General features: G+C 68.5%; 23 protein-coding genes. 10 read left to right on the top strand and 13 right to left on the bottom strand.

The genetic code is table 11. From position 1 onward, the window contains the following. Positions 1-27: 27 nt before the first annotated feature. The gene (gene ppk2 / locus E0H75_RS20830) at positions 28-828 is read left to right on the top strand and encodes a polyphosphate kinase 2 (RefSeq protein ID WP_131515240.1); all 801 of its coding nucleotides are present in this window, start codon (positions 28-30) and stop codon (positions 826-828) included. Positions 829-841: 13 nt separating this feature from the next. On the opposite strand, the gene E0H75_RS20825 is transcribed toward ppk2, so the two are convergent. Next, on the bottom strand, positions 842-1894 hold the full coding sequence (locus tag E0H75_RS20825; protein ID WP_131515239.1) for a Gfo/Idh/MocA family protein: 1053 nt from the start codon (positions 1892-1894) through the stop codon (positions 842-844). A gap of 183 nt (positions 1895-2077) precedes the next feature. Between E0H75_RS20825 and E0H75_RS20820 the strand changes: the two genes are divergently transcribed. Continuing rightward, positions 2078-5026 (top strand): beta-N-acetylhexosaminidase, encoded by a 2949-nt coding sequence (locus E0H75_RS20820; RefSeq protein ID WP_131515238.1) that lies wholly within the window; start codon positions 2078-2080, stop codon positions 5024-5026. 66 nt (positions 5027-5092) lie between these two features. On the opposite strand, the gene E0H75_RS20815 is transcribed toward E0H75_RS20820, so the two are convergent. From E0H75_RS20815 to E0H75_RS20800, 4 genes are all read right to left on the bottom strand, one after another. Further along, on the bottom strand, positions 5093-5827 hold the full coding sequence (locus E0H75_RS20815; protein ID WP_131515237.1) for a calcium-binding protein: 735 nt from the start codon (positions 5825-5827) through the stop codon (positions 5093-5095). Positions 5828-5951: 124 nt separating this feature from the next. After that, entirely contained in the window at positions 5952-6596 is a 645-nt protein-coding gene (locus tag E0H75_RS20810) for a Crp/Fnr family transcriptional regulator (RefSeq protein WP_131515236.1), read from the bottom strand. Next, positions 6589-8595, bottom strand: a complete 2007-nt coding sequence (locus tag E0H75_RS20805; RefSeq protein WP_131515235.1) for an adenylate/guanylate cyclase domain-containing protein — start codon at positions 8593-8595, stop codon at positions 6589-6591. Before E0H75_RS20805 ends, E0H75_RS20810 begins: the two co-directional genes overlap by 8 nt. Continuing rightward, complete coding sequence (locus E0H75_RS20800) at positions 8589-9578, bottom strand: SMP-30/gluconolactonase/LRE family protein (protein ID WP_131515234.1); 990 nt, start codon at positions 9576-9578, stop codon at positions 8589-8591. Before E0H75_RS20800 ends, E0H75_RS20805 begins: the two co-directional genes overlap by 7 nt. Before the next feature lie 80 nt (positions 9579-9658). Here E0H75_RS20800 and E0H75_RS20795 point away from each other — a divergent pair, with 80 nt between their 5' ends. Beyond that, a complete protein-coding gene (locus E0H75_RS20795) occupies positions 9659-10510 on the top strand; it encodes a helix-turn-helix transcriptional regulator (RefSeq protein ID WP_165553892.1) in 852 nt (283 codons plus the stop codon). A gap of 6 nt (positions 10511-10516) precedes the next feature. Here E0H75_RS20795 and E0H75_RS20790 read toward each other — a convergent pair whose 3' ends face one another. Next, positions 10517-10744: a hypothetical protein gene (locus E0H75_RS20790; RefSeq protein WP_131515232.1), complete on the bottom strand. Its 228-nt coding sequence runs from the start codon at positions 10742-10744 to the stop codon at positions 10517-10519. 150 nt (positions 10745-10894) lie between these two features. Between E0H75_RS20790 and E0H75_RS20785 the strand changes: the two genes are divergently transcribed. The 5 genes from E0H75_RS20785 to E0H75_RS20765 are packed head-to-tail and all read left to right on the top strand — an operon-like array spanning position 10895 to position 15874. Next, positions 10895-11431 carry a hypothetical protein gene (locus tag E0H75_RS20785; protein ID WP_131515231.1) on the top strand — a complete coding sequence of 179 codons (537 nt, stop codon included), beginning with the start codon at positions 10895-10897 and terminating at the stop codon, positions 11429-11431. A 5-nt stretch (positions 11432-11436) separates the two neighbouring features. Next, entirely contained in the window at positions 11437-12567 is a 1131-nt protein-coding gene (locus tag E0H75_RS20780) for a DUF4331 family protein (RefSeq protein ID WP_131515230.1), read from the top strand. 6 nt (positions 12568-12573) lie between these two features. Then, positions 12574-13911 (top strand): Dyp-type peroxidase, encoded by a 1338-nt coding sequence (locus E0H75_RS20775; protein ID WP_131515229.1) that lies wholly within the window; start codon positions 12574-12576, stop codon positions 13909-13911. Further along, positions 13908-14771 carry an enoyl-CoA hydratase/isomerase family protein gene (locus E0H75_RS20770; protein ID WP_131515228.1) on the top strand — a complete coding sequence of 288 codons (864 nt, stop codon included), beginning with the start codon at positions 13908-13910 and terminating at the stop codon, positions 14769-14771. Before E0H75_RS20775 ends, E0H75_RS20770 begins: the two co-directional genes overlap by 4 nt. A gap of 26 nt (positions 14772-14797) precedes the next feature. Further along, a complete protein-coding gene (locus E0H75_RS20765; protein ID WP_131515227.1) occupies positions 14798-15874 on the top strand; it encodes a sulfite oxidase in 1077 nt (358 codons plus the stop codon). A gap of 9 nt (positions 15875-15883) precedes the next feature. Here E0H75_RS20765 and E0H75_RS20760 read toward each other — a convergent pair whose 3' ends face one another. Then, a complete protein-coding gene (locus E0H75_RS20760; RefSeq protein WP_131515226.1) occupies positions 15884-16438 on the bottom strand; it encodes an HdeD family acid-resistance protein in 555 nt (184 codons plus the stop codon). A 17-nt stretch (positions 16439-16455) separates the two neighbouring features. Then, a complete protein-coding gene (locus E0H75_RS20755) occupies positions 16456-17949 on the bottom strand; it encodes a DUF2252 domain-containing protein (protein WP_238163159.1) in 1494 nt (497 codons plus the stop codon). 141 nt (positions 17950-18090) lie between these two features. Between E0H75_RS20755 and E0H75_RS20750 the strand changes: the two genes are divergently transcribed. Continuing rightward, entirely contained in the window at positions 18091-18627 is a 537-nt protein-coding gene (locus E0H75_RS20750; protein WP_131515225.1) for a potassium channel family protein, read from the top strand. On the opposite strand, the gene E0H75_RS20745 is transcribed toward E0H75_RS20750, so the two are convergent. The 5 genes from E0H75_RS20745 to E0H75_RS20725 form a co-directional block, all read right to left on the bottom strand. Next, positions 18608-20185, bottom strand: a complete 1578-nt coding sequence (locus E0H75_RS20745) for an MFS transporter (protein ID WP_131515224.1) — start codon at positions 20183-20185, stop codon at positions 18608-18610. The two genes, E0H75_RS20750 and E0H75_RS20745, sit on opposite strands and share 20 nt — an antisense overlap. Positions 20186-20194: 9 nt before the next feature. Then, a complete protein-coding gene (locus E0H75_RS20740; RefSeq protein WP_131515223.1) occupies positions 20195-20518 on the bottom strand; it encodes an SHOCT domain-containing protein in 324 nt (107 codons plus the stop codon). A 9-nt stretch (positions 20519-20527) separates the two neighbouring features. Beyond that, positions 20528-20974 (bottom strand): DUF6325 family protein, encoded by a 447-nt coding sequence (locus tag E0H75_RS20735; protein ID WP_131515222.1) that lies wholly within the window; start codon positions 20972-20974, stop codon positions 20528-20530. Between the two features lie 101 nt (positions 20975-21075). After that, entirely contained in the window at positions 21076-21318 is a 243-nt protein-coding gene (locus E0H75_RS20730) for a hypothetical protein (RefSeq protein ID WP_131515221.1), read from the bottom strand. Continuing rightward, positions 21305-21577: a hypothetical protein gene (locus E0H75_RS20725; RefSeq protein ID WP_131515220.1), complete on the bottom strand. Its 273-nt coding sequence runs from the start codon at positions 21575-21577 to the stop codon at positions 21305-21307. The genes E0H75_RS20730 and E0H75_RS20725 overlap by 14 nt, the downstream gene beginning before the upstream one ends. A gap of 404 nt (positions 21578-21981) precedes the next feature. Between E0H75_RS20725 and E0H75_RS20720 the strand changes: the two genes are divergently transcribed. Continuing rightward, the gene (locus E0H75_RS20720) at positions 21982-24438 is read left to right on the top strand and encodes a winged helix-turn-helix domain-containing protein (protein ID WP_131515219.1); all 2457 of its coding nucleotides are present in this window, start codon (positions 21982-21984) and stop codon (positions 24436-24438) included. Position 24439: the final 1 nt, after the last annotated feature.

Raw genomic sequence — 24439 nt, 5'->3', positions numbered from 1 at the left:
TCACACTTCGTGCGAGATGGTTCAGGGATGAGTGGCGCGAAGAAGCGGTTGCCGAAGAAGGTGTACGAGCGGGAGTTGCTGCGGCTGCAGGCCGAGTTGGTGAAGCTGCAGGAATGGGTTCGGGTCGAGAAGGCCCGCGTGGTGGTGGTCTTCGAGGGCAGGGACGCGGCCGGGAAGGGCAGCACGATCAAGCGGGTGACGCAGTTCCTCAACCCGCGGATGGCGCGGATCGTGGCGCTGCCGGCTCCGACCGAGCGGGAGCGGTCCGAGTGGTACTTCCAGCGCTACATCGAACATTTGCCGGCCGGCGGCGAGATCGCGCTGTTCGACCGCTCCTGGTACAACCGGGCCGGCGTCGAGCGCGTGATGGACTTCTGCACCAACCAGGAGTACTCGCGGTTCCTGCACCAGTCCCCCATCTTCGAGCGGCTCCTGGTCGAGGACGGCGTACTGCTGCGCAAGTACTGGTTCTCGGTCAGCGACGGCGAGCAGGAGAACCGGTTCCGCAGCAGGCTCGAGGATCCGATGCGGCAGTGGAAGCTGTCACCGATGGACCTGGAGTCGATCACCCGCTGGGAGGACTACTCCCGCGCCAAGGACGAGATGTTCGTGCACACCGACATCCCGGAGGCGCCGTGGTACGTCGTCGAGAGCGAGGACAAGCGATCGGCGCGGATCAACATGATCGCGCACCTGCTGTCGACCATCCCGTACTACGAAGTCCAGCGACCACCGCTGGGCCTGCCGCCGCGCCCGCCGTCGAAGGGCTACGAACGAACGCCGCGAGAGATGCAGACCCAGGTCCCCGACCACGCGGCAGGGCTCTAGTCAGGGCTCTAGATCATCGGGCTGCGCCACGGACGGTTGCCTGCTGCTGGGCCTTCAGGGCCAGGCGCATGGTCTCGAAGGTGTGGGCCTGTGGGGCGGCCGTGGTGGTTCGGTCGCGTACGTCGCGGACCAGGTCGGGATAGTACGTCGTCTCGACGTCCGAGCAGTCGATGTACTGCGTGCCTTCCTGGTTGACCAGGAAGAGGTGGTTGCCACCGTCACGGCCCGCGATGTCGACGTACTTGCGCAGCTCGATGTAGCCGTCGGTGCCGAGGATCATCAGACGCCCGTCGCCCCAGGTCGGCAGTCCGGCCGGCGTGTACCAGTCGACCCGGATGTACCCCTGGGCGTTCTCGCTGCGCAGCAGGATCTCACCGAAGTCCTGCAGGCCCGGCTCGTCCGGGTTGGCGAAGTTCCCGATCGTGCTGGCCACGATCTCGGCGGTCTGGGCGCCGGTGAACCAGAGGAACTGGTCGATCTGGTGGGAGGCGATGTCGGTCAGGATGCCGCCGTACCGGTTGTTGTCATAGAACCAGTCCGGGCGGCCGGCGCCACCGCCGAGGTGGCCGCGGTCCCCGACGCGGTGCGGGCCGAGCCCGATGGTCTGTACGACGGTCCCGATCTTGCCCTCGCGAACCAGCTCACCGGCCTTGACCACACTGGCCACTTCGAACCGCTCGGAGAACGTCACCGACCAGAACCGCCCGCTCTGGCCGACCGCCTTCTCGATCTCGTCCAGCTGCTCGAGACTGACGCAGCCGGGCTTGTCGGTGACGACGTCCTTACCGGCCAGCAACGCCGCGACGGCGATCGGGCCCCGTCGATCCGGTACGGCGGCGGTCACGATCAGGTCGATTCCATCCTGGCCGATCAGGTCGTCCGGATTCTCGACCACCGGAACGTCGGGATACCGCTCCCGGACCCGGGTCGCGATCGCGACCGAGGGGTCGTCGGTCGCCATCCCGGCGAACTCCGCACCGGCCCCGATCAGACCGGCGATCTGACCGAAGATGTGCGCGTGATCAAGTCCGACCGCGGCGAACCTGACTGCGTGCGTGGAAGTCACCCGGATTCCTCCCGACTCGGCAACGTTTCAACGCTCACCCTATGCCAGATCGGCAAACGCTTGCCAGCCCCGGCGAGTCGGGCCGGCCCGGGCTCTTGCACCGGCGGGGAGTGGGACGGAAAATCGCCGGTACGGTCGCCCTCAAGGACCGCGTGACACCGCCCTGCACCGGTAAGGAGTGACGTGAGAATTCCGTTCCTGTCGCTGAAACCCGAGGGGAGGCCGGGCGCAGGCCATCGGTCTCGGCCTCGGGCTGTCCCCGCTCTGACCATCGGCGCGCTGGTGGCCGCTGCCCTGGTCCCACTCACCGTGGGACAGGCTTCCGCCGGCACACCCACGACGTACGCCGAGACCCCCGAGAGCGTCAACCTCGCCCTGCTGCCAGGCGCGGTCGCCTCTGCCAAGTCTCAACGCATGACCGCACCCGCCGCGACGTACGCGCCCGCCAACGCGATCGACGTCTTCGTGCACAACGGATGGACCTCGAACTACGCGTCGGTCGGTGGCGGCTACGACCCGACGCAGGACTGGTTCCAGGTCAAACTGGCCTCGCCTGCCCCGGTCTACGAGGTGTTCAGCCGCTGGACGTCTCCGGCCAAACCGACGGAGTACGACCTGCAGGTCTCCACGGACGCCGACTGCCAGACCTGGGCCACGGTTACCCATGTGGTGAATCCGGCCGACAAGGATTCCCAGGTGATCGACCGCAAGGACCCGATCTCGTGTGTCCGGATGCAAGCCACGGCCACGACCTCGACCACCGGGTACACGCTCAACGAGTTCGAGCTCTGGTCAGGCCCCAAGCCGCCGCCGACCGTGGGACAGATCATCCCCGTGCCGGTGCAGCAGACGGCCGGCACCGGTCAGCCGTTCGAGCTCACGGCCACGTCGCGGATCGTCGTCTCCAGCAGCGCGCTCGCCGCGACGGCCGAGGTGCTCGCCGGCTACCTGCGGCCGGCCACCGGGTTCGTGCTTCCCGTGGTGACAGGCTCCGCTACGGCCTCCGACGTTGCGCTCAGCACAGGACCGGTGTCCGGCATCCCGGCGGACAAGGCGGACGAGGGCTACTCCCTCACGGTGTCGAGTGCGGGCGCGAAGATCGTCGCCCCGCAAGCACACGGTCTGTTCAACGGCTTCGTGAGCCTTCGGCAACTGTTGCCAGCAGCAATCAATTCGCCGGCTACCGGCGTCGGACCGTGGACAGCACAGCCCATCACGGTCCTGGACTACCCGCGCTATGCGCATCGAGGTCTTCAGCTCGACCCTGCCCGCAACTTCATGACCGTGGCCGAGATCCGATCCATGATCGACCAACTGGCCGCGTTGAAGGGCGACCGGCTGCATCTGCACCTGAGCGACTCCCAGTCCTGGCGGCTGGAGATCAAGGGCTACCCGGCGCTGGACGGCACCGGGTGCAACGGATCGGGTTGTATCGCAGGCTTCTACACGCAGGAGGACTTCAAGGGCCTGGTCAAGTATGCCGCCGACCGGTTCATCGAGCTCGTCCCCGAACTGGAGGGCCCGGCCCACGCGACGGCGGCGGTCAGGTCCCTGGGCGGCGTCGCGGTGATGGGTTGCCAGGGCCAGACGCAGACCGACCGGTTCTGCACCAACCCGCACGACCCGGCCAGTGAGCGGGCACTCGCGTTCTGGCGGGACGCGATCGCACAGCTTGCCGCGATCTCACCTGCACCGATCGTCCACATCGGCGGCGACGAGGCCATCGGGATGCCCCACGAGGACTACAAGTGGTGGATCGGGCAGATGGAGTCGATCGTCAACAACAACGGCAAGCGGATGATGGGCTGGAACCCCGCGCTCGAGGGCTACGCACCGGGCACGACCTCCATCAACCACTACTGGTCCGATTACACCGGCGGTGGTCCCCCGCTGATCAAGCCCGAGTGGTTCAACCAGGGCCGCAGCGTCATCACGACCCCGGAATGGAACGCGTACCTCGACTTCGGGTACGACGGCTCGCCCGGCCGGACGCCGCGCACCGAACTCGACAAGGCCTACTCCTGGGACCCGGAATGGGTGTGGGAGAAGTACCGCAACGTCTGGGCACAACCGGCGTACGGCGGTCCGAAGGCTGAGGACATCATCGGCATCGAGGCGCCCATCTGGGGCGAGCAGATGCGTGGGCTGGCCACGAACGAGTTCATGGTCTTCCCGCGACTGGCCGGAATCCTGGAGAAGGCCTGGTCGCCGAAGGTGCTCACCCAGGACTACGACGCGTATGTGCAACGGCTCAGCGTCGCCGGACCACGGTGGGCGTTCGCGAACGTGAACTACGGCTCCATCGCCCAGGTCAACTGGACTCCGGAATCGATGGGGACGGTCACCCACTTCGGCGTGGACCGGACCGTCAGCAACGCACCGCTGGGACGTCTGGCCGCCGGCTCGACGCCACCTGGTGAGTTCACCGCCGCGATCGATTGGGGTGACGGGTCAGCTGCCGAAACCGCCGCCATCGCAGCACGCGACTACGTGGCGAGCCAACGTCAGGGCAGAAGCTTGATGACCGTCAGCGGAAGCCACACTTATCCGGTCGACGGCGTCTATCACGGGACCGTCACCTACAGCCGTCAGGGCCAGACCTGGATTGTGCCATTCGTCGCGACCGCCGTCCCGTCCTGTACCACGATGATGACCGGGACACACCAGGGTCCGTTCACAGTGTCCTCGGGCGTCGCGTGCCTCGACGGCGCGACGGTCTCGGGACCCGTCAACGTGGCGGCGGGTGCGGGACTCTACGCATCCGGGTCCGTGGTCCGCGGTCCGGTGACGGCGTCCGGCGCAGGAAACGTTCTGCTCTGCGGTACGACGGTGTCCGGGCCTGTGAGCGTGACCGGTCGAACCCGGGTCTGGATCGGCAACCAGAACGGCGAGTGCGCGCCGACGACGGTCCAGGGTCCGGTAACAGTCCGCAGTTCGGTGGGTCAGGTGACGGTCGACGGTGCCACCGTGGCAGGACCGCTCGTCGTACAGAACAACACCGGCTCGACGATTGTCTCCGGCAACCACATCAGCGGACCACTGTCCTGCACGGGCAACTCCCCCGCCCCGACCAACGCAGGCCAACCCAACTCCGCCTCCGGCCCAAAGACCGGCCAATGCGCCGGCCTCTGACAGCAGGAAGGTAAACGTGTAGGGTGCGGGCCGCTCGGGCGGCCCGCACCTGGGTTGGGAGGTGGATCAGAAGGACCAGGGGGCGAAGCTTTCGCAGCTGAAGGCCTGGTCGTGGTCGTCGATCTCGCATTGGTCGGAGCCGGTGTCGCCGTACGCCGCGTCGTCCGGAGCCGAGAACGGTGTTGAATTCCGCGTGTCCAGTTGGTCGTTGCCGGCGCCGCCGCGGAGGTCGTTGCGGCCGTCCGGGTCGTAGAGCCGGTCGTTGCCGCCCCATCCTTCGAGCCGGTCGTTGTCCGCGTCGCCGCGGAGGTCGTCGGCACCGCCGCTGCCGCGGACCAGGTCGACACCGGGACCGCCGTACAGATCCGAGTTGCCCCAGTTCCGTACGAAGTCGTTGCCGTCCCCGGACTCGATCCGGTCGTTGCCGCTGCCGCCGCTGATCCAGTCGTAGTCCTCGAAGCCCTCGAGCTGGTCGTGCCCGGCGTCCCCGTAGAGGTGGTCCTGACCGGCGTTCCCGGCGATCTTGTCGTTGCCGTCGGCACCATAAACGGTGTCGTTGCCGTCGCCGGCGCAGATCACGTCGTCACCGCCGCCGGCAAAGATCTTGTCGTCACCGCCGAGGCTCACGATCACGTCGCGGCCACCCGAACCCTGAATCTGGTCGTTCGAGCTCGAGCCGACCGTCGTTGCGACCTGTCCGTAACACATCACGGCAGCATCGGCCGGCGCCGCCGCGACGAGAGCCGTGACGGCCAGGCCGGCAGCAGCGGTCAGCGTTGCCAAGTTCCTCAGCATCCGCATGGTCTTCCTCCCCAAGTGTTGTCGGTGCCGCCCCGGTCGAGGTGGCACCGACAACACTCGCGGCGTCGGCGGCCGGCGTCTGTCAAGGTCGTGACAATCCCACCGTCAGGGCGGTGACAGCCCGTCAGCCGGCCGCCCGGCCGAGCGCGGTCCGGTCCGTCACGGAGACCCGGCCACGCGAGACCCGGACCGCACCTGCCTCGACCAGCTCGCCGAGCACTCTGTTGACGGTGGCGCGCGACGTACCGGCAAGGCCGGCCAGATCGTCCTGGGTCAGCTTGATCGCGCCGCCACCGTACGCGATGTCGAGTGCACGGATGCGTCGTGCGACCCGGATGTCGGCGGCTAGGTAGAGCGCCTCGAGCAGGTGGTCGGTGAGCCTCCGGACGTAGCCGCTGACCAACCCGAGCAACAGGTCGTCGACCGCCGGGTACGCCGCACGCAGCCGGTGCACCTGATCGCTGTGCAGCACCCAGGTCTCGGTGTGCTCCAGCGCGACCACGGTGGCGCTGCGAACCGCCTCGGCGTCGAGCACCGACAACTCGCCGAAGGTGTCGCCCGGGCCGAGCACAGTCAGCGTCGCGACATCGCCGAGCGGGGTGGTGACCCGGACCGCGACCCGGCCACGTTCCACCAGATGCACGCAGTCACCGGGATCACCTTCGTGGAAGATCACCTCGCGCCGCGCGAACCGGCGCCGCCGGCAGACCCGCAGGACGTCGCGGCGCTGCGGTTCCGGCAGCGGTGCCAGTAGTGGCCAGTCAAGCACCGTCGTGGACCGCCCGCAGAACGAAGACCTCGACCGGGCTCGCCTTGCCCTTGACCAGGACGGAGCCGAGCGAGCGTACGTCGGCCTGAGATCCCACCAGCTCACTGGTCGCCCGGCTGATCACCACCTCGCCCGCGGCGGCGGTCGCCTGCAGCCGCGCGGCGAGGTTGGTGGTGTCGCCGATCACCGCGAAGTTCCGCAGCTCCGCCGTACCGATGTTGCCCACGAGCGCCGGCCCCGTACTGATCCCGACCCTGAACCTCGGCCATCCCGGCCGACCGGCCGCCGTCGCCGCCTGCTGCAGCCGGAGTCCCGCGCGAGCGGCGCGGAGCGCATGGTCGGACTGCCTGACCGGGGCGTTGAACACCGCCAGTACCTCGTCGCCGACGAACTGCAGGACAGTTCCACCCTCGGCCAGGATGACCGGCACCACCGCGTCGAAGTACCGATTGAGCATCCCCACCACCTCGTCCGGCGCGGCACGCTCGGCGAACGGCGTGAACCCACTCAGGTCCGCGATCAGCACCGACACCTCGACCACCTCGCCGCCGAGCCCGGCCTGGGCCGGATCGGCCAGCAACGCGGTCGCGACATCCGGAGACAGGTACGACCGGAACAGGCCCTCGAGCCTCCGGTACAGCCGGGCGTTCTCCAACACGATCGAGAGCTGACTGGCCAGGGAACGCAGCAGCGATCGGTCCGATTCGTCGAACGCCCCGTGCGCCCGCACCGCGGTCAACACTCCGGCCGCGTGCCGCTTCACATCCAGCGGCACGACGTACCGGCGCCGGTCCGTGCTCTCGACGGCCTCCAAGGTCCGCAATGCCTCGTCCGCCAGCGGATCCGCCGACGACACCGACAGCGACAACTCGAGCTGATCCGGCGCGAACGCAGCCGAGGCGACCGACATCGCCCGGTCCAGCAGTTCCTCCTCGTCCCTGATCACCCGGGCCTCGCGCGCGACCCGGACCAGGCCACTGAGCCGCTGCCGTTGGGTCCGTTCGTGGCCGAGTGCCCGAGCGCTCTGTTCCAGTACCGCGACCTGTCCCTCGGTGAGTCCGAACCGGGTGCCGAGCCTGGCCGCCACCTGTGCGACCGGCTCGCTGGCCAGCCCGTCAGCGGAACGGCGCATCGCGGTGGTCAGCTCGTCCAGCGCGGTTGCCTCATCGCGCTGTAACTGCCGGATCGTGCGTTCCAGTGCGACACCCCTGAACAGGCCGGCCGGCGATCCCTCCCGGCGGTACTCGACGAACGCGCTGTACGCGACCAGTCCGAACGCGGTCGTCATCAGCACGTGCCACTCCCACCAGGACGCGTGCCAGTTGCGGCCGAACGCGACCGCGAACATCGCCTCCGCGAGCAGCACGAACGCGGTCACGATGCTGATCAGCATCACCGAAGGCCGGCGCCGGTGGACCCGGAAGTACCGTGCCGCGGCCACGGCGTACATCAGGCTGCCGCCGAAGGCGAGAACCAGCAACGGACCAGCGGCGTCGGCCGGTGGGAGCGGCCGGTTCAGCGGCGCCGACCCGGACAGCGACCAGACGCCCCACCCGATCAGCACCGCAGCGACGATCAGGTGCGCCGCCGGCGCTCGGCGGTGCAATCCGGCCGACCCGAACTCGACCGAGGACAGCGCCGACAGGAACCCGGCCAGCAGCAGCCCGATCGAGGTGGCCAGATCGAAGCCGGCGTTCGAGCCGGGAAGCAGCACACCGGGCGTCGCCAGCGCGTGCAGCCCAAGGAACCCGGCGCTGACGACAAAGCCGAGCGAGACCAGGAAAAGCCGGGTGTCGTCATGCCGGACGGCGGCACGGCCGACCACCACGCCGAGTACGACGTTGACCGCGGCCGTGATCAGGACCAGGCCGAAGTGAGCCTGGTGGTGCTCCCACCGTGCGTCGGCTGCGGGTCGGCGTACCAGCAACCAGAGTGCGGCCATCGGGATCGCCAGGTGCAGGAACCAGAGCGTGACCCGCGGCCAGGACCGGCTCAGCACATCGCCGAGAACGTTGCCTTCCGCAACGTGAAGTGATCGGACCCTGAGCCACCGAACAACACGTCCAGCCGGCCGTCGAGCACATAGTTGCCGGCCGGCGTACGGGTGGCGGTGGTCGGCGCGACGTCGGGCCACGGCAGCAGGCAGGTAGTCCGGGCGGATGACCAGCCGTCGCGACTGCGGAGCAACCGCACCGCCGACACACCCTGCGGACCGAGCGGGTTGGTCACCGCGAGCAGACTGCCATCCGGTCGCAGCACCAGGCCGTCACCGTTGTGGATCGGCTGGTCCGTCGCGACCTGGCGCACCGACGGCTTGTGTCCGAGTGATATCCGGAACAGCTGACCGCCCCAGGACTTCACGACCAACAGGTAGCCGCGCGGATGCCAGACGATGCCGTTCAGACCGAAGCTGGTCGGCGGGTCCGGATCGTGGAACCGGGCGTCTCGTACCAGTACCGCCGCCCGCCCGCGGACGTCGATTCGCAGCAGCGCGTCACTGAGTGCGTCGGTGACGTACGCCGTTCCGTCGGACGCCAACGCAAGGTCGTTGGCCAAGTGCAGCCCGGGGCCGGCAACCGCGGCGAGGTCGACGAACTGCCGGAGTGCGCCGGTGCGGAGATCGAAGATGCCGATGCCGGACCGATGCATGGCGGTCTCCGGCGTACTGCGCGCACCGACGCCGAGATCACCGTGCGCGACGAGGACCCGCTGACGCCGTACGTCGACCTTCACACCGAGTGTCGAGATCATCCACGGGTGCGAGATCAGCGTGCTGGTCCGGCCGTCGGGCCGCACCACCGAGACGGTGCCGTGCCGGATCGAGCTGACGAGGAAAGCGTTCCGGGTCGGGTCGTAGGCGGTTCCCTCGGGGTGCAGCGACGGCGCTGAACCGTTGACCACCTCCGGGAACGCCGACCCGTGCGCCGGTGTCGCCAGGAACAACAGCGCGGTGGACAGTGCCACGAGAGCTTTGAAACGCATGGCCCCTCCCAGGGTTGTCCTGGGCAGAAACGATCCGTCCGAACCCTCGACACGAGGAAGGGCGTACGGATACTGGCACTGTGAGTACCAGGACGGAACCCGCCTTCGACGATGTAGCCGACGACTACCGACGCAGCGAACTCGGCGACTTCCTTCGGATCCGGCGCGGCAAGGTTCACCCGGAAGACGTCGGCATGCCGTCCGGCGGCCCGCGGCGTACGCCGGGGCTACGCCGTGAGGAGGTCGCCGTCCTCGCCGCCGTCGGGGTCACCTGGTACACGTGGCTCGAGCAGGGCCGTCCGATCAACCCGTCGGAGGAGGTCCTTGCCAGCATCGCCCGCGCATTGCAGTTGTCGAACGACGAGACCGACCACGTGTTCATCCTGGCCGGCCTGCGCCGCGAGGTCCACGGACACACGGCCCGCCGGCCGCACGTGAGCGACATGCTCCGCCGGCTGGTCGAACAGCAACGGCCCGCCGCCGCGTTCCTGATGGACGCGCGCTGGGACCTGGTGTGCTGGAACGATCTGGCCGGCGCGTTGCTCGGCTTCGGCCGAGCCGCGCCCGCGGACCGCAACGTCGCTTGGCTGATGTTCGCCGACACCGGGTACGGCGCCGTACTGGATGACCGCGACCGTCATGCCCGCGGCCTGGTCGCGCAACTGCGGCTCGCCAGCGGACGGCTGGTCGGTGACGACGGCTTCGACCAGTTGCTGACCCGGCTCCGCAAGGAGCAGCCCGAGTTCGAGCGGCTCTGGAACCTCGGTGAGGTCAAGTGCCGGATGGACACCGAGAAGACCTTCGTCCATCCCGAGGCCGGGCCGATCGAGGTCGACGAGGCGGTACTGCGACCGTCGTCAGCACCCGACCTGCAACTCACCATCCTGGTCCCCCGCCCAGGCAGCGACGAGCGGCTGGTCAGTCTGCTCTGAGGGCGTTCAGAGGGTGTGCAGTTTGGCGAAGGGTGACATGACGCGCAGCAGTTTGCCGCCGCCCAGGTCGACCACCACCGCGTAGGTCCCTTCGACCGAACTGATCCGGCCCAGGCCTTCCTTGTCGTGGGAGACCCGATCACCAACCTCGAAGGTCTTGATCGGTTCGGGCACCTTCGGCTTGAAGGGACTCGTGGACAGGTGACGACGCGTCGTCGCGCGGGAGGGCTCCACAAGGCCAGTATGCGCCCAACTCCGTCCCCTGTGCACACCGAGACTCGTTCTGACTGCGTCATCGGACCATTCACTCGCCATGGATGAGGTTTGCGGGCTCGCGGTGGCCAAGACTGAGCCGGCCAGTTCCCGTCAGGAGGGTGATCACTGATGACAGCCGAAGCGCCGTCCCGGCCGGGTCTTCAGGTCGGACCGACGAGTGAGTTCAGCCTGTTCTTCCACGTGAAGCCGGGGCACGGCGAAGCGCTGCGAGAGAGCCTGGAGGCCTTGCAGGCAGCCCCTGGCTACCGGCCCGGCGACTACGACCTGCCGATCGGGACCATCCACGAGGCGCGGTTCGTGCCGTTCGACAACGACACCCGACTACTCTTCGCCACCAGCTTCGACGGCTCGTGGGACGCCTACATGCTGGACTTCGCGTCCAAACCGCTGAAACTGTTCGACGCCATCTTCCAGAACGTGGAGGGCTACGACGGCCTGCCCGACCTGGAAGCGGTCAAGGACTTCATCAGGTCGGCGCAGCTCACCGCCGGTGGTTACTCGCGCAACTACGGCGGAACGGTCAAGGAGATCCGCAAGGCCGAGCGCGTGAACAAGGCGTTCCAGCAGGTCCTGGACGACCCGGAGGCGGCCGAGTTGCTGCAGGCACCAGCCCTGGCTCCGTTGCTCGCCGAGGCGAGCGACTGACTGGCATGTCCGATCACATCTCGGGCCCGCGCGCGCTCGCCGAGCCGATCGCCGACATCACCGACGTCTTCGCGTTCCCCAGCCCGGAGACACCGGGCAACTTGGTCCTGGTCCTCAACACGCTGCCGTTCGCGCCGCCCGACGGCCGCTTCTCGGACGGTCTGATCTACCGGTTCCGGCTCCGGCCACTCACGCCGGCCGGCGGACCGCGCGGATCGGCGCCGTTCGACGTGGGCACCGAGGAGCTGGTCTTCGACTGCGTCTTCTCCGACCAGTCGCCCGAGGCAGGCCGGCAGTCCGGCTTCTGCCACACGCCGGCCGGCGACGAGGTCACCTTCGAAGTCGGCGACCCCGAAGGAGGCAAGGGTGCGGGGGTACGGGCGTTCGCCGGTTGCCGCTGGGATCCGTTCATCCTCGACGCCCCGGCGGCACTGAAGACGATCGCCACCGGCAAGCTCGCGTTCACCGACCCGTCGGCGATCTTCCTGGACGGCAAGAACGTGCTGAGCATCGTCGTCGAACTCGACTGCGCGCAGTTGCTCGGCCGGCCGGACGGCCTGGTCGGTCTGGTCGCGGAGACCCTGACCCGCGGCCGGCTGAACATCCGGATCGAGCGGACCGGCCGGCCCGAGGTCAAGAACCTGCTGCTGGGGCCGAAGCAGTTCGACCCGGTCAACCGGGACCTGGAGATCCGCGACCTCTACAACATGGAGGACGGGTTCCACCTGGCCGACGGCTATCTCGGCGCCTACCGGGCGCGGCTGAACGCGAACCTCGCGTTCTGGGACGGCTTGGACGGCACCGTCGACTGGCCCGCCGACGAGCACGGCGACCATCCACTGACCAACCTGGTACTCGCCGACCAGCTCGCGATCGACATCGGCAAGCCGTACCAGGAGCACGGGTCCTTCCTGGAGATCGAGCAAGCTGTCCTGGCGGGGCAGGAGCACAGGACCTGCGGCGGGAGAGCGCTGAACGACGACGCGATGGACACCTTCTTCACCTTGCTGATCAACGCCGGCAACGGCGAGGTGATCCGGGACGGCGTCGACCGCTGCTCGCGGCCGGCGTCAAGCGTCTTCCCGTACCTGTCCCCCGCGAACCCCTCGCCTCCGCAACCACCCGAGCATGTGTAGGCGGCCATGACCGACGCACTCGACCTCGATGACATCCAAGCCGGCGCATTACACGAACGGCCGTCGCCGTACGTCGGCACGTACGTCCTGCTGCGGGTGAACGACGCGCACGACGGCCGCCGCCTGATCCGCCGGCTGATCCCGCTGCTGTCACCGGCCCGGTCCGTCCTGGACGCCACCCCGTCCGCCTGGATGACAGTCGCCTTCACCTACCAGGGGTTGCAGGCGCTCGGCGTACCGCAGGAGTCGCTCGACAGCTTCGCCCCGGAGTTCAAGCAGGGTATGGCGGCCCGCGCGGCCGAGCTCGGCGACGTCGGTGACAGCGGCCCCGATCACTGGGAAGAACCGCTCGGCAGCACTGACGTACACATCGCGCTCGCCACGCTCGCCCCGGACCAGGCGAGTCTCGACGAGCTGGTGGAGCGGGCGCGCCGTGCCCAGGACGAGTTCCCGGGGATCGACGTGATCTGGCGACAGGACTGCCACCAGCTCGCGTCGGGCCGTACGTCGTTCGGGTTCCGGGACGGGATCGGGCAGCCGGCCGTGGAGGGTGTCGGAACAGCGCCGACGAACCCGGGCGAGCCGCCGATCAAGGCGGGCGAGATCGTCCTCGGTTACCCGGACGAGACCGGTGGGCTGCCGCCGATGCCTACGCCGGACGTACTCGGCCGCAACGGCACCTATGTGGTGTTCCGCAAGCTGCATACTCGGGTCGCCGCCTACCGCAGTTATCTGCGTGAACAGGCCGCGAACCGGAGGGAGGAGGCACTGCTCGGGGCGAAGATGGTCGGCCGCTGGCAGTCCGGGGCGCCACTCGCGCTGGCCCCGGACGCTGACGATCCGGAGCTCGGTGCGGACCCCAAGCGCAGGAACGACTTCCTCTACCGCGACGATCCGCGTGGACTCAAGTGCCCGGCCGGGGCGCACGCCCGGCGCGCCAATCCCCGCGACTCCCTCGACCACGACGCCGTCGACGTACGGCTGCATCGGATGATCCGCCGCGGCACCAGCTACGGTACGGCGCTGCCGGACGGCGTCCTGGACGACGACGGGGTGGACCGGGGCATCATCTTCGTCTTCGCCGGTGCGCACCCGGGCCGGCAGTTCGAGTTCGTCAAGACGCAGTGGCTCAACGACGGCATCTTCATCGGCGCCCCGCAGGAGAGCGATCCGCTGGTGGGTCCCCAGGACGGAAGCGGAACCTTCACCGTGCCCCGGCACCCGATCCGCCGCCGCCTGCGGGACATTCCGCCGTTCGTGGTCACCCGCGGTGGCGAGTACTGCTTCGCTCCTGGCCTCCGCGGGCTGCGCTGGCTGGCCGACCTGACCGAGGAGAGCCGATGACCCAAACCACCGGAACCGACCGCTGGAAGGACCTGGACTTCGGTCCACCCGCGCCGGACGACGCGGACCCCGAGGAGTCGGTGCTGCTGGACTACACGTCCGAGGGCGCCGTCGCCGTCATCACCCTGAACCGGCCCCAGGCCGACAACGCGATCACCACCGAGGTGGGCGCTCGGCTCACCGAGGTTCTGGAGACCATCGCGGTGGAGCCGGCGATCCGCGTCGCGATCATCACCGGCGCCGGGACCCGCGCCTTCTCGGTCGGCAGCGACCTGCGCCAGCGCAAGAGCATGACCAAACAGCAGTGGTTGCGCCAGCGGCAGGACTTCGACAGGACGTTGTACACGCTGCGTCAGCTCCGCAAGCCGATCTTCGCCGCGGTCAACGGGATCGCGTACGGCGGCGGTTCGGAGATCGCCCAGAGCACCGACTTCATCCTTGCCGCCGACAACGCCACCTTCGGCCAGCCCGAGGCGATGATCGGGCTCGCGGCCGGCGGGGGCTCACCGGTCCTGCTGCCGCGGGTCCTACCGCCCGGCAAGGCCCTGCAGATGCTGATGACCGGTGACCCGATCACCGCCCAGGAGGCGTACCGGCTGGGCATGGTCAACGAGCTCCATCCCGCGGACGAGCTGATGCCGGCGGCCCATCGTGTCGCCGCGAAGATCGCGAGCAATTCGCCGACCGCCGTACAGGCGGTCAAGCGGGCGGTCCAGCTGGGTGCCGGCCAGCCCGTCGAACAGGCGATCTCGATCATGATGGAGGCGCACTGGCGCTCCGCGGTGCACCCGGACCGGATCGAGGGAATCGGCGCCTTCAACGACAACCGCGACCCGCACTTCCAGGACCCCGATTACTGATCCGCCAGCACCGAGGAGCACCTGCCATGTCCGTCACCAGCACCGATGCGATCGCCGCGAACCGGGCCGCCCTGGCCATGATCAAGGAGGAGCCGTTCAACGCCGAGGCGCCACACGCGGCGCTGCGCGATCACATCACCTCGACCGACGAGCATTACGTCCGCAGCAACTTCGCGCTGCCGGAGCACGACGGGGCCCTGCACGTGGGCGGCGCTGTTGCCACTCCTGTCTCGCTCACGCTCGATGACCTGCGTGCGATGCCGGCCGTCGAACACGCCGTCACCCTCGAGTGCGCCGGCAACGGCCGCCTCGACACCAAGCCGTTGCCGACCGGCGAGCCGTGGGGCGGCTACGCGGTGTCGACCGCGTACTGGAAGGGCGCGCGCCTCACCGACGTACTCGCACAGGCTCGGCCCGGCGCGGACGGCGTCGAGCTGCGCTGTGAAGGTGCCGACCACGGCAAGTACCACCTCAGCTCGGTCCTCGACGACGTCGACGACCTGACCTTCGTCCGCTCGCTACCGCTGGCGAACGCCGCCGATCCAGCCGCCGAGATCCTCATCGCCTACGAGATGAACGGCGAACCGTTGCGGCCCGACCACGGCGCGCCGTTCCGGCTGGTCGTGCCGCACTGGTACGCGGTCGCGTCGGTGAAGTGGCTGACCCGGCTCGACGTCATCACCGAACCGTTCGTGGGCGAGTTCCAGACCGGCCACTACATCTACCAATGGCCGGACCGGCCGTTCGAGCCGGTCACCCACATGCGGGTGCGGGCCCGGATCACCGACCCGGCGCCGACCTCCACCATCCCCGCCGGCACGTACACGATCCGCGGCAAGGCCTGGTCGGGCGACGGGGCGATCACCGAGGTCGGGCTGAGCTTCACCGGTGAGAGCGAATGGAGCCCCGCCGTGGTCGAGCCGCCGCAGACGCCGTACGAGTGGCAGGACTGGAGCTACACGTGGGAGGCCACGCGCGGCCGGCACAGCCTGCGGGCGCGTGCCACCGATGCGGCCGGCAACATCCAGCCCGACGTACCGCCGTGGAACCGGATCGGTTACGGCAACAACGCCATCGAGATCTCGTACGTCGACGTGCGCTGACCCGCCGGCTCAGGCGGGTGCGGCGGCGGGCGAGGAGCGTTCGCGGCGGAGCATGAAGCCCATCACGACGAAGACCAGACCCCAGCACAGCGCGATCAGGCCGAGCCAGATCGCGATCCCGACGGCACCGCTGCCGGGGTTGGCGACGAAGAACACGCCCAGAAGGATCGACAGCGCGGCACCGAGGAGGAGTACCCAACGAGGTGTGAGCCGGTAGCTGCTGAACGCCGTGAAGATCTCGAACAGCCCACGGATGATCAGCCAGATGCCGAAGATCCAGGTCAGGGTCTGCGCGGTCACGCCCGGACTGAAGATCGCGAAGAACGCCACCACCAGCGCGATCACACCCAGTAGCGCACGCCCCAGCCGACTGCCCTCCGTGCTGGGCCGAACCGCCGACACCAGCAAGCTGATGCCTTCCAGCAACGCCCAGAATCCGAACAGCACCATCAGGGCCAGCCCGGTCTCGATCGGCCAGACGATCACCAGGATCCCGAACACGATGCCGACGGCTCCGCGGACCACCATCATCTTCCAGCTCGACGTGAACAGCTCCCGATCCATCTCCAGACCTCCCTGGCCTACAGGCCGGTCTCGGCCTGCAGGCGGCCGCTCTTGATCGCGTCCAGGAACACCTGGTAGTCGCGCTCGTTCTGATCGGCGTACGCCTCGGCGTACTCGGCCATCGCCTCGGGGAAGGCGTCGTCGCTGTTCAGGTACGTCGCCAACGCGATCCGGTCACCGGATCGCGCATGGGCCCGGGCCAGCGTCCAGCCGCACAGCTGGCCGTACATCGTCATGCCGCGCGGGTCCATCTTCTCCACCACGGCCGAACCCTTCATGTCCCGCAACTGCCGGACGTAGAAGTCGCGGGTCTGGCCGTCGATGCCCTCGAGCCGTTGCCAGCCCAGGAAGATGTCACTGGCCGCCTGCATGAGACGTTGCCCCAGCACCACGCGCTCCCCCTCGTTGCGCGGGGCGGACCGCTGCCTGAGCACGGTCGGCACCCGCCTCTTGAGCACCGAGGGCCCGGCCTCCTTGACCTGCAGGAGAAGCGGATCACCATCGTCCCGGCCACGCAGCAGCACGATCCAGCACCTGGTATCGACGCTGCCCACCCCGACCACCTTGCGGGCCAGGTCGACGAACTCGAACTGGTCGAACAGGTCCCGCCGCTCGGGCGGCAACGACCGGCGGTAGAGGGTCAGCAACTCCTTGATCGCGGCCTCGAGCTCTTCGCGGCCGGCATCGGGCAGGAGATCGGCGATCGGCACGACCAACGGCGGGTCGGCCTTGAGCCGGACGCCGTCATCGGTCATTTCGGTGAGCTTGGCGAAGGCCTTGAGGTTCCCGCTGCCGCGTGCCTTCAGCAAGGTCTGGTCGACGTTCCGGCGCCGGCTCGAGGTCATCTTGCTGCGCAGGGCCTCCTCGACCTCGTCGATGTCGGCACGGGCGTACCAGACGTCGAGATTGCGCATCGTCGCGAAGTCGGCACTGGCATCGCGATAGCGCCGGACGGTCTCCAGGACGCACTTGCGGCGTTCCTTGCGCGAGAACCCGTTGCCCCGGCCGGCCACCGCCAGGCTCGCGACGAGCCGCTTCACGTCCCACTCCCACGGACCGGCGATGGTCTCGTCGAAGTCGTTGAGGTCGAACAGCAGTCGCCGTTCGGGAGATCCGAACACCCCGAAGTTCGACAGGTGGGCGTCACCGCACAGCTGTGCGGTGAGGCCCGACACCGGTGCCGCGCCGAGGTCGGCAGCCATCCCGAGGGCGTTGCCCCGGAAGAACGTGAAGGCCGACACCATCATCCGGCCGTGCCGCACCGGCACGAGTTCGGCAACGCGGGTCCGGGCCTGCGCCTCGAGCAGCGCGACCGGATCCGGACGGTTGGACGGCAGTACCAGTTGCCCCTGCTCGCGCGGCGGCAGCGCTGCCCGCGCCGCGAGTCCCAGACGGGCATGGTCGGACGGAGCGAGACGATGGGCAGCGGGCGTCGGCCCACCGTTGGCGCGGGCTGATCGAGCGGTAGGCGGGACTTGCCCTGCCCTCACCATCGTGCTCCGTGCAGTCATGCTGATCGCCCCCTCCGGACATGTCGAGCCGGGTGGTCAGACCCTGGTCCGCCAGGGTCCCAGCCAACACCGGGCATCGCTCGGCCAGCATCACCCCAACTGGATGAATCGGCCGCGGACGGTTCGAGCTTCACTGAGGCTGTGAGAGATACCGAGGTCAGCTACGCTCAGCTGCCCAGGCGGACCCGCCGCCGCCTCGCCGTGGCGTCGCTGCTGCGTTCGTTGCTGGTGTCCTTGGTCATCATCGTCGGCTATTTCGTTCTGCCCATGCGCCTGGACAGCTCCGCCGTGGCAGGCCTGGTCATCGGCCTGGCTGTCGTGGCGGGTGTGCTGTCCTGGCAGGTCCGCGACATCGCCCGCTCGCCGTACCCGCGGATCAGAGCGATCGGCTCGCTGGCGACGTCGGTGCCCCTGTTCCTCGCGGTCTTCGCAACGACGTACTTCCTGATCGCGCGGGCCCAGCCGGCGAACTTCTCCGAGCCGTTGAGCCGGCTCGATTCGGCGTACTTCACGGTGACCGTCTTCGCGACCGTCGGCTTCGGCGACATCGTGGCGGTGTCATCGCTGGCGCGCACGATCACCATCGTGCAGATGATCGGTGATCTCGTCGTCGTCGGTCTGGTCGCTCGCACTCTCTTCGGTGCGGTCCAGCACAATCTCAGTCACCGGGAGGACTGAGCGCATCCTTGCGGCGGACCATCCGGAAGGAGACCACCAGCCCGGCCAGGCCGGCGAGAATCGGAATCCCGAGCGCCACCTGAAGGGCGATCGGCCGGGCCTCGGTGTTGATCCGGAGGACCTCGTCCTGGATAGCCTGCGGTTGCTTGGCGAGCACCTTGTCGAGCTCGGTGTTGCTCATCACCTCGGCATCGGTTTCCAGCGCCTGGGCGACCTGCGCCTTCTCCGCCGGTGGAAGGACCGTGCTCGAGTCCGACAGGTTCGTGAAAGTGAACGACAGCGTTGCCAGCATGATCGCCCCGGCGAAAGCCAGCCCGAAGGACAGTCCGAACGATCCTGCCGCCGAGTTGACGCCGGCCGCCTCGCTGACCCGCTCCTCGGAGACCGGCCCCAGCGTGTAGTTGTTGAGCTGCGACACCAGCAGACCCAGGCCCACTCCGGCGATGACCAGGGGCCCGATGAGGATCCAGCCGGAGTCGGCACGGGGCACGATCGGGATCAGTATCAGCAGGCCCCCGGTCAAGCACACGTATCCCCACCTGATGATGCCGCTCGGGCTTCGCCCGCCCGCCTTCTTCTCGGCAAGGATCGCCATCCCGAACATGCTGAGCGACAGCGGTGCCAGGGACAGGCCCGCCTCCATGGCGTTGTACTCCAGCACCATCTGCAGATAGATCGGCAGCACGATCATGGTGCCGCCCAGAGCGATCTGCTGGAGCATCTGCCCGGAGACGCCGAGCCGGTAGACAGCGGAGCTGAACAGGGCCGGGTCGAGGAGCGTCGGCTTGCCCTGCCGCTTGCGTCGCACCAGCCAGTAGATGAAGCCCGCCAGCGCGATCGCGCCCGTGGCGATGATCAGGCCGACGAACTCGCCGCCTTCCTGCCACACCAGGACGCCCAGCACGATGCCGCCCATGCCCAGCACCGACAAGACGGCACCGACCACGTCCACCCGCCGCGATCCCGTGTACGGCACGTCGTGAACGAGATGCTGGCCCGAGATCACGATCGCGATCACCACGACCTCGAGCAGGAACGCGATCCGCCAGGACAGGTACGTGGTGATGAAACCTCCGAGCAGGGGTCCGACCGCGGCAGCCAACGCCGCCGCGGCTCCGACCATGGCATAGGCCTTCACCTGCGCCGTGCCCTCGAAGTTGCCGTGGATCAGGGACTGCATGGCGGGCAGCAGGAGGGACGCTCCGAGGCCACCGATCAGGGCCCAGAACACGATGATCGCGGCCAGGTTCTGAGCCAGTGACATCGCCAGGGCGCCGACCGCGTAGCCGAGCAGACCCAGCAGGTAGGCGCGCTTGCGCCCGATCAGGTCGCCGACCTTGCTGCCGATCAGGATGAAGGCCGCGGACACCAGCGCCTCGAGCGCGATCGCGGACTGGACGCCGCTCACCGTCGTGTCGAGGTCCCTGACCACGGAGGAGATGGAGACGTTCATCAGCGACGTGTCGACGACGAGGACGAACATCGCCATCGCCAGGAGGACGGCGAGCCTCTGGTTGGCCTCCGTCCCCGCCGGAACGCTCCTCGTCTCCTCGGTCATGACAACGGCTCAGCCGGCGAGGATCTTGGCTTTCTGCGCCTGGAACTCCGCCTCGGTGAGAACACCTGACTGCTTCAGTTCGCCCAAGGTCTTGAGCTGATCCAAGCGGTCGGCCGTGAGATCTGTCGCCGGTGCAGCGGGCGCCGGTGCGGCGTACACGGGCGCTGGCGCAGGTGGGGGTGCGGCGTACGTCGGTGCGGGGGCCTGTTCCTGTGCCGCCTCGGCGTCCTGCCGGGCGAACTTTTGGTCCTGGTGGTGCCGGACCCGGCCCGCGACAACCGACGCGGTACCTGCGACAGCCGCGGTCCTCGCTAATCCTCGCAACAGTGGCATGTCGGGCTCCTAACTCGTCGTTTCCAGGGCTTCCAGGGCGTCGAGTGCTTCCATCACGTCCTCGGCCGGAATCCGCCCGCCGGCGATCAGCTGGCCGCCGGATTCCATGGCCGCCGCGACGAACGGAATCGCCCAGGTGTTCTCGTAGACGATCGCCGCCGCCAAGGTGCCGGGCTGCATCGCACCGGCCACCTCGAGGAGGTCGTCCTCGGCCAGGATTCCCGACCGGGCACCGGCGAGGTCGGCGAAGCCGCCGGCCTGACCCGACTGCTCGGCCAGATCGACCATGTAGGTGGAGCCGTTGGCGTCCTTGCCGACCAGCAGCACGTCGTACACATGGACGATGCCGCGCTCGACGAGGTTCACCAGTTCCTCGGCCGCTCGACCGGTCAGCTTGTTGCCCGTGAACTCGAGGAGCACGTAATCGATGGGTCCATGGACCTCTGTATCTGGCATGACTCTGCATCCCTCCACACGGATCTCGACGACCCTGCGTCCTGTTGATCGCCACCCTGCCGCGCGGCTGCCGGCGACGTCATCACCCGCGCGGGATGAACTCAGGCGGACACGCGCGCAGCGGCCGGCGGCCTGATCTGCCGGATGCTCAGGATCGTCAGTCCCGCGGTCTCGAGCATCGCGACCAGGTCGGCGATTCCCTGCTCGTCGTGGACCCGCAACCGAAAGACCCCGGACGTCTGGTGATGAGCCTGCGGGCCCGCGCAGAAGACGAGAACGGCCGGCTTCAACTCCCCTTGAACGGCGACCTGGTACGACGGGCCGTGGCCCTCATGTGCTGTCATCGTCTCCGTCTGCCCTTCCCGGATCGATCTCGGTCCACTCCTTCGATGCCGACGCCGGGTCAAGGATCCGGCGGACCTCGACCACCTCGATGCCGAGGGCCCGGAGTCTGGCCAGCAGACCGTAGAGCGCCGACTGGTCGGGGATGCTGTAGACGACGGTGCTGGCCTGGTCGACGGCCAGTGTCTCCGCGCCCATGTCGCGAAGGTCCTGTTCGGGTACGGCACCCGCTACGCGGATCTCGTACGTCGCGTCGACCATCGCCCCACTCCGTTCCCAACGTGTGCGTTTACGCTCGCAAAGGTCGGGTACCGCGGCTTCATCCCTGTGGGGTGAACTGGCTCGGCCCGGCCGAGCACCATCGTCCACGGCGCGCTCAAGATGAGACAGCTACGTCCCGGATTGTCCGGCAATCGGACGAGAAACGCTGGTTTTAAAGGGCTTTCCGTGGTTTGGTCAGAGTGTGCGCTTCGCGGTGCACCCCTCCTCAGCTGTTCAGTGATCCGCACTCGCCAGGAGGGGCCATGCCGAGCGACCGGAACGCAGGGGCGGACAATCGACGCAGCACCTCACCGGATGCACCATTCGACAGTCGCCCGAGATCCAGACTCAGGACCTCGGCGATCCCACCGGGGACCGTGCCGCGGTCACGGTTGGTCGAACGCGTGAGCCTGGGGGTTCAGCTGCCGCTCACCTTGATCAGTGCGCCCGCGGGCTTCGGCAAGACCATCCTGCTGGAGTCGTGGGCAGCGCTGTACCACGGCCCGGCCGTCGTCAAGCGAATCACCTTGGACGCCGGCAGTGAAGATGCCCCGGCCATCGTGGAGTCCGTGCGCGACGGTCTGCAGGGCCGCGATCACGACATACTGGTGCTCGTCGTGGACTGCGGCGACCTCACGGTGACGCCCAAGTTCGGACGCAGCCTCCATCGCCTCATCCGCGGCAACGCGGGACGCGTGCGGGTCGTGCTGGTGACGCGATCCGACCCGCCACTCCCCCTGCACCTCTACCGGCTGGCGGGCACCGTTGCCGAGATCCGGGCCGCTGACCTGGCCTTCACGACGGAAGAGGCCACCGCGCTGATGCGCACGCACCAGCTCGAGTTGACCGCCCCGGAGGTCGCCGAACTCCAGGCGCGGACCGACGGCTGGCCCGCCGGCCTGATGTTCGCGGCCATGAACCTGGCTGGGAAGGCGGACACGGGGCGGGTCATCCGGGAGTTCCGCGGCGACTCCGGCAACCTGGCGGCGTACCTGATGACCGAGGTCCTCGACGCCCAGCCATGCGAGCTGCGCGAGTTCCTGCTTCGGACCTGCATCGTCGACGAGGTCCGGCCGGCGCTGGCCGAGGCGCTGACCGGTCAGGCTTGTGACCTGCGGTCGTTGCAGTTCCTGTCGCACGGCAACTCGTTCATCCGGCCCGTTGCGGGGACAGCGGACAGCTACACCTACCAGCCGCTGTTCCGCGAGTTCCTTCGCGCCCAACTGCTGTACGAGCGGCCTGCCGGCGTCCCTGCGCTCCACCGCGCTGCCGCCGCCTGGTTCGGCCAGAACCGTCAGCCGCTGGAGGCGATCCACCATGCCGTCACGGCCGGTGAGTGGCGGCCCGCAGCGCGGTACCTGGTGGAGGACCTCGACGTCGCCGGTCTTCTCGTCGGGCGCAGCCGGCGGCAGCTGACGACGTTGTTCGCCGACCTGCCCGACGATCTGGACGGCGCCGACGCCGCGATCATCAGAGCCGCCCGCGCCCTGGCCGGGTTCGATGTCGACCGCTGTACGTCGGAACTCGGCAAGGCCAGGGTCCGGCTGGACCAGCAGACGTCCCCGCGACGGCAGTCGGCCATGTCCGTGCTCCGAGCGGTCTGCGCAAGCCTCAGCGAGGATCCGGAGTGCGCACTGGTCGAGGTCCTCACAGCGGAGGCCGACCTGAGAGCGACGTCGCCGGCGTCGGCCGCCGCGCATCCGGAGCCGAGGCTGTTGATTGCCGGCTGCAAGGGCCGCGTGCTGCTCCAGCGCGGAGACTTCCCGGCGGCACTCGCAGCGTTCACCGAGGGGATCGCGCTCGCGGAAGACACCGGTGCCCACGAGGCCCTCGTCGACTTCCTCGGCATGGCCGCCCTGGTGGAAGCGGCCTGGGGGCATCTGCGGCGAGCCGGCGAGGTCGTCGCGCACGCCACCGCGCTGGCCGAGTCGGGGGCGCAGCTGTCGCAGTCCGCGATCGTGGCCGGGGCCTGGGTGCACACCGACCGGTGCGATCTGCCCAGCGCCGAAGAGATGGTGCAGCGGGCCGCAGACACCGCACCCACCCATGACGCGCGAGTTCTCGCCGCCGCACTCGCTCTGGTCCGGGCCAGGCTGCTGCGCGCAAGCGGCGACATCGATCTGGCCGCTGCGGAACTTCGGGCGGCGCGCAACAGCTACGGCGCGCAGGGTGGCTGGCTCGGCCAGGCTCTGACCATCGACGAGGCGAAGATGCTGGTGGCACAACACCAGCCACAAGAGGCCGTCACGGCGATCGAGCAGTCCGCGGGGCGCGACCAGCTCGGATCGCGTCTGGTGCTGCAGCGAGCAGCCGCCGAAGCCGGTGAGCGCCCGCCCGCTCAGTCGCACCCGGGCACGGACCGCGTCATCGCACTCGAAACTCAGGTGGACGGCTGGCTGATCCAAGCTGCGGAGTCGATCAGGACCGGCGACACCGGTCGTGGTGGGATCTGCCTGGAACGTGCCCTCAGACTGGCCGCCCCCGAGCAGCTGCGCCGTCCGTTCGCGGAGGCACCGCCCGCGGTGCGAAAGCTACTGCAGCCGTCCGGTGATCTGATGAGACATCACCCATGGCTCCGCGCGCCGAGTCCTCACGGTCGCGACCGGACCGCCGATCGCTGGGCAGTGGCACGGCCCGAGTTGGTCCTCACCACGTCGTTGACCAGCAAGGAGCATGAGGTGCTCGAGTACCTCGCCGAGTTGCTGTCCACCGAAGAGATCGCCAGCACGATGTACGTCTCCGTCAACACGGTACGGAGCCACGTCCGGAGCATCCTTCGCAAGCTGAGCGCATCACGCCGCAACGAAGCCGTACGGCGAGCCTGGGAGCTCGGACTGCTGCCCTCACGCCCAGAGGCCTAGG

Source organism: Kribbella capetownensis, assembly GCF_004331485.1.
Taxonomy (GTDB): domain Bacteria; phylum Actinomycetota; class Actinomycetes; order Propionibacteriales; family Kribbellaceae; genus Kribbella; species Kribbella capetownensis.
Note: the sequence above shows the minus strand (reverse complement) of the source record. Positions and strands in the feature narration are given on the sequence as shown.

Coding starts and splice junctions, on each gene's coding strand:
- ppk2 (WP_131515240.1), top strand. CDS start 28: ATGAGTGGCGCGAAGAAGCGGTTGCCGAAGAAGGTGTACGAGCGGGAG.
- E0H75_RS20815 (WP_131515237.1), bottom strand. CDS start 5,827: ATGCGGATGCTGAGGAACTTGGCAACGCTGACCGCTGCTGCCGGCCTG.
- E0H75_RS20800 (WP_131515234.1), bottom strand. CDS start 9,578: ATGCGTTTCAAAGCTCTCGTGGCACTGTCCACCGCGCTGTTGTTCCTG.
- E0H75_RS20785 (WP_131515231.1), top strand. CDS start 10,895: ATGACAGCCGAAGCGCCGTCCCGGCCGGGTCTTCAGGTCGGACCGACG.
- E0H75_RS20780 (WP_131515230.1), top strand. CDS start 11,437: ATGTCCGATCACATCTCGGGCCCGCGCGCGCTCGCCGAGCCGATCGCC.
- E0H75_RS20775 (WP_131515229.1), top strand. CDS start 12,574: ATGACCGACGCACTCGACCTCGATGACATCCAAGCCGGCGCATTACAC.
- E0H75_RS20770 (WP_131515228.1), top strand. CDS start 13,908: ATGACCCAAACCACCGGAACCGACCGCTGGAAGGACCTGGACTTCGGT.
- E0H75_RS20765 (WP_131515227.1), top strand. CDS start 14,798: ATGTCCGTCACCAGCACCGATGCGATCGCCGCGAACCGGGCCGCCCTG.
- E0H75_RS20760 (WP_131515226.1), bottom strand. CDS start 16,438: ATGGATCGGGAGCTGTTCACGTCGAGCTGGAAGATGATGGTGGTCCGC.
- E0H75_RS20755 (WP_238163159.1), bottom strand. CDS start 17,949: ATGACTGCACGGAGCACGATGGTGAGGGCAGGGCAAGTCCCGCCTACC.
- E0H75_RS20745 (WP_131515224.1), bottom strand. CDS start 20,185: ATGACCGAGGAGACGAGGAGCGTTCCGGCGGGGACGGAGGCCAACCAG.
- E0H75_RS20740 (WP_131515223.1), bottom strand. CDS start 20,518: ATGCCACTGTTGCGAGGATTAGCGAGGACCGCGGCTGTCGCAGGTACC.
- E0H75_RS20735 (WP_131515222.1), bottom strand. CDS start 20,974: ATGCCAGATACAGAGGTCCATGGACCCATCGATTACGTGCTCCTCGAG.
- E0H75_RS20730 (WP_131515221.1), bottom strand. CDS start 21,318: ATGACAGCACATGAGGGCCACGGCCCGTCGTACCAGGTCGCCGTTCAA.
- E0H75_RS20725 (WP_131515220.1), bottom strand. CDS start 21,577: ATGGTCGACGCGACGTACGAGATCCGCGTAGCGGGTGCCGTACCCGAA.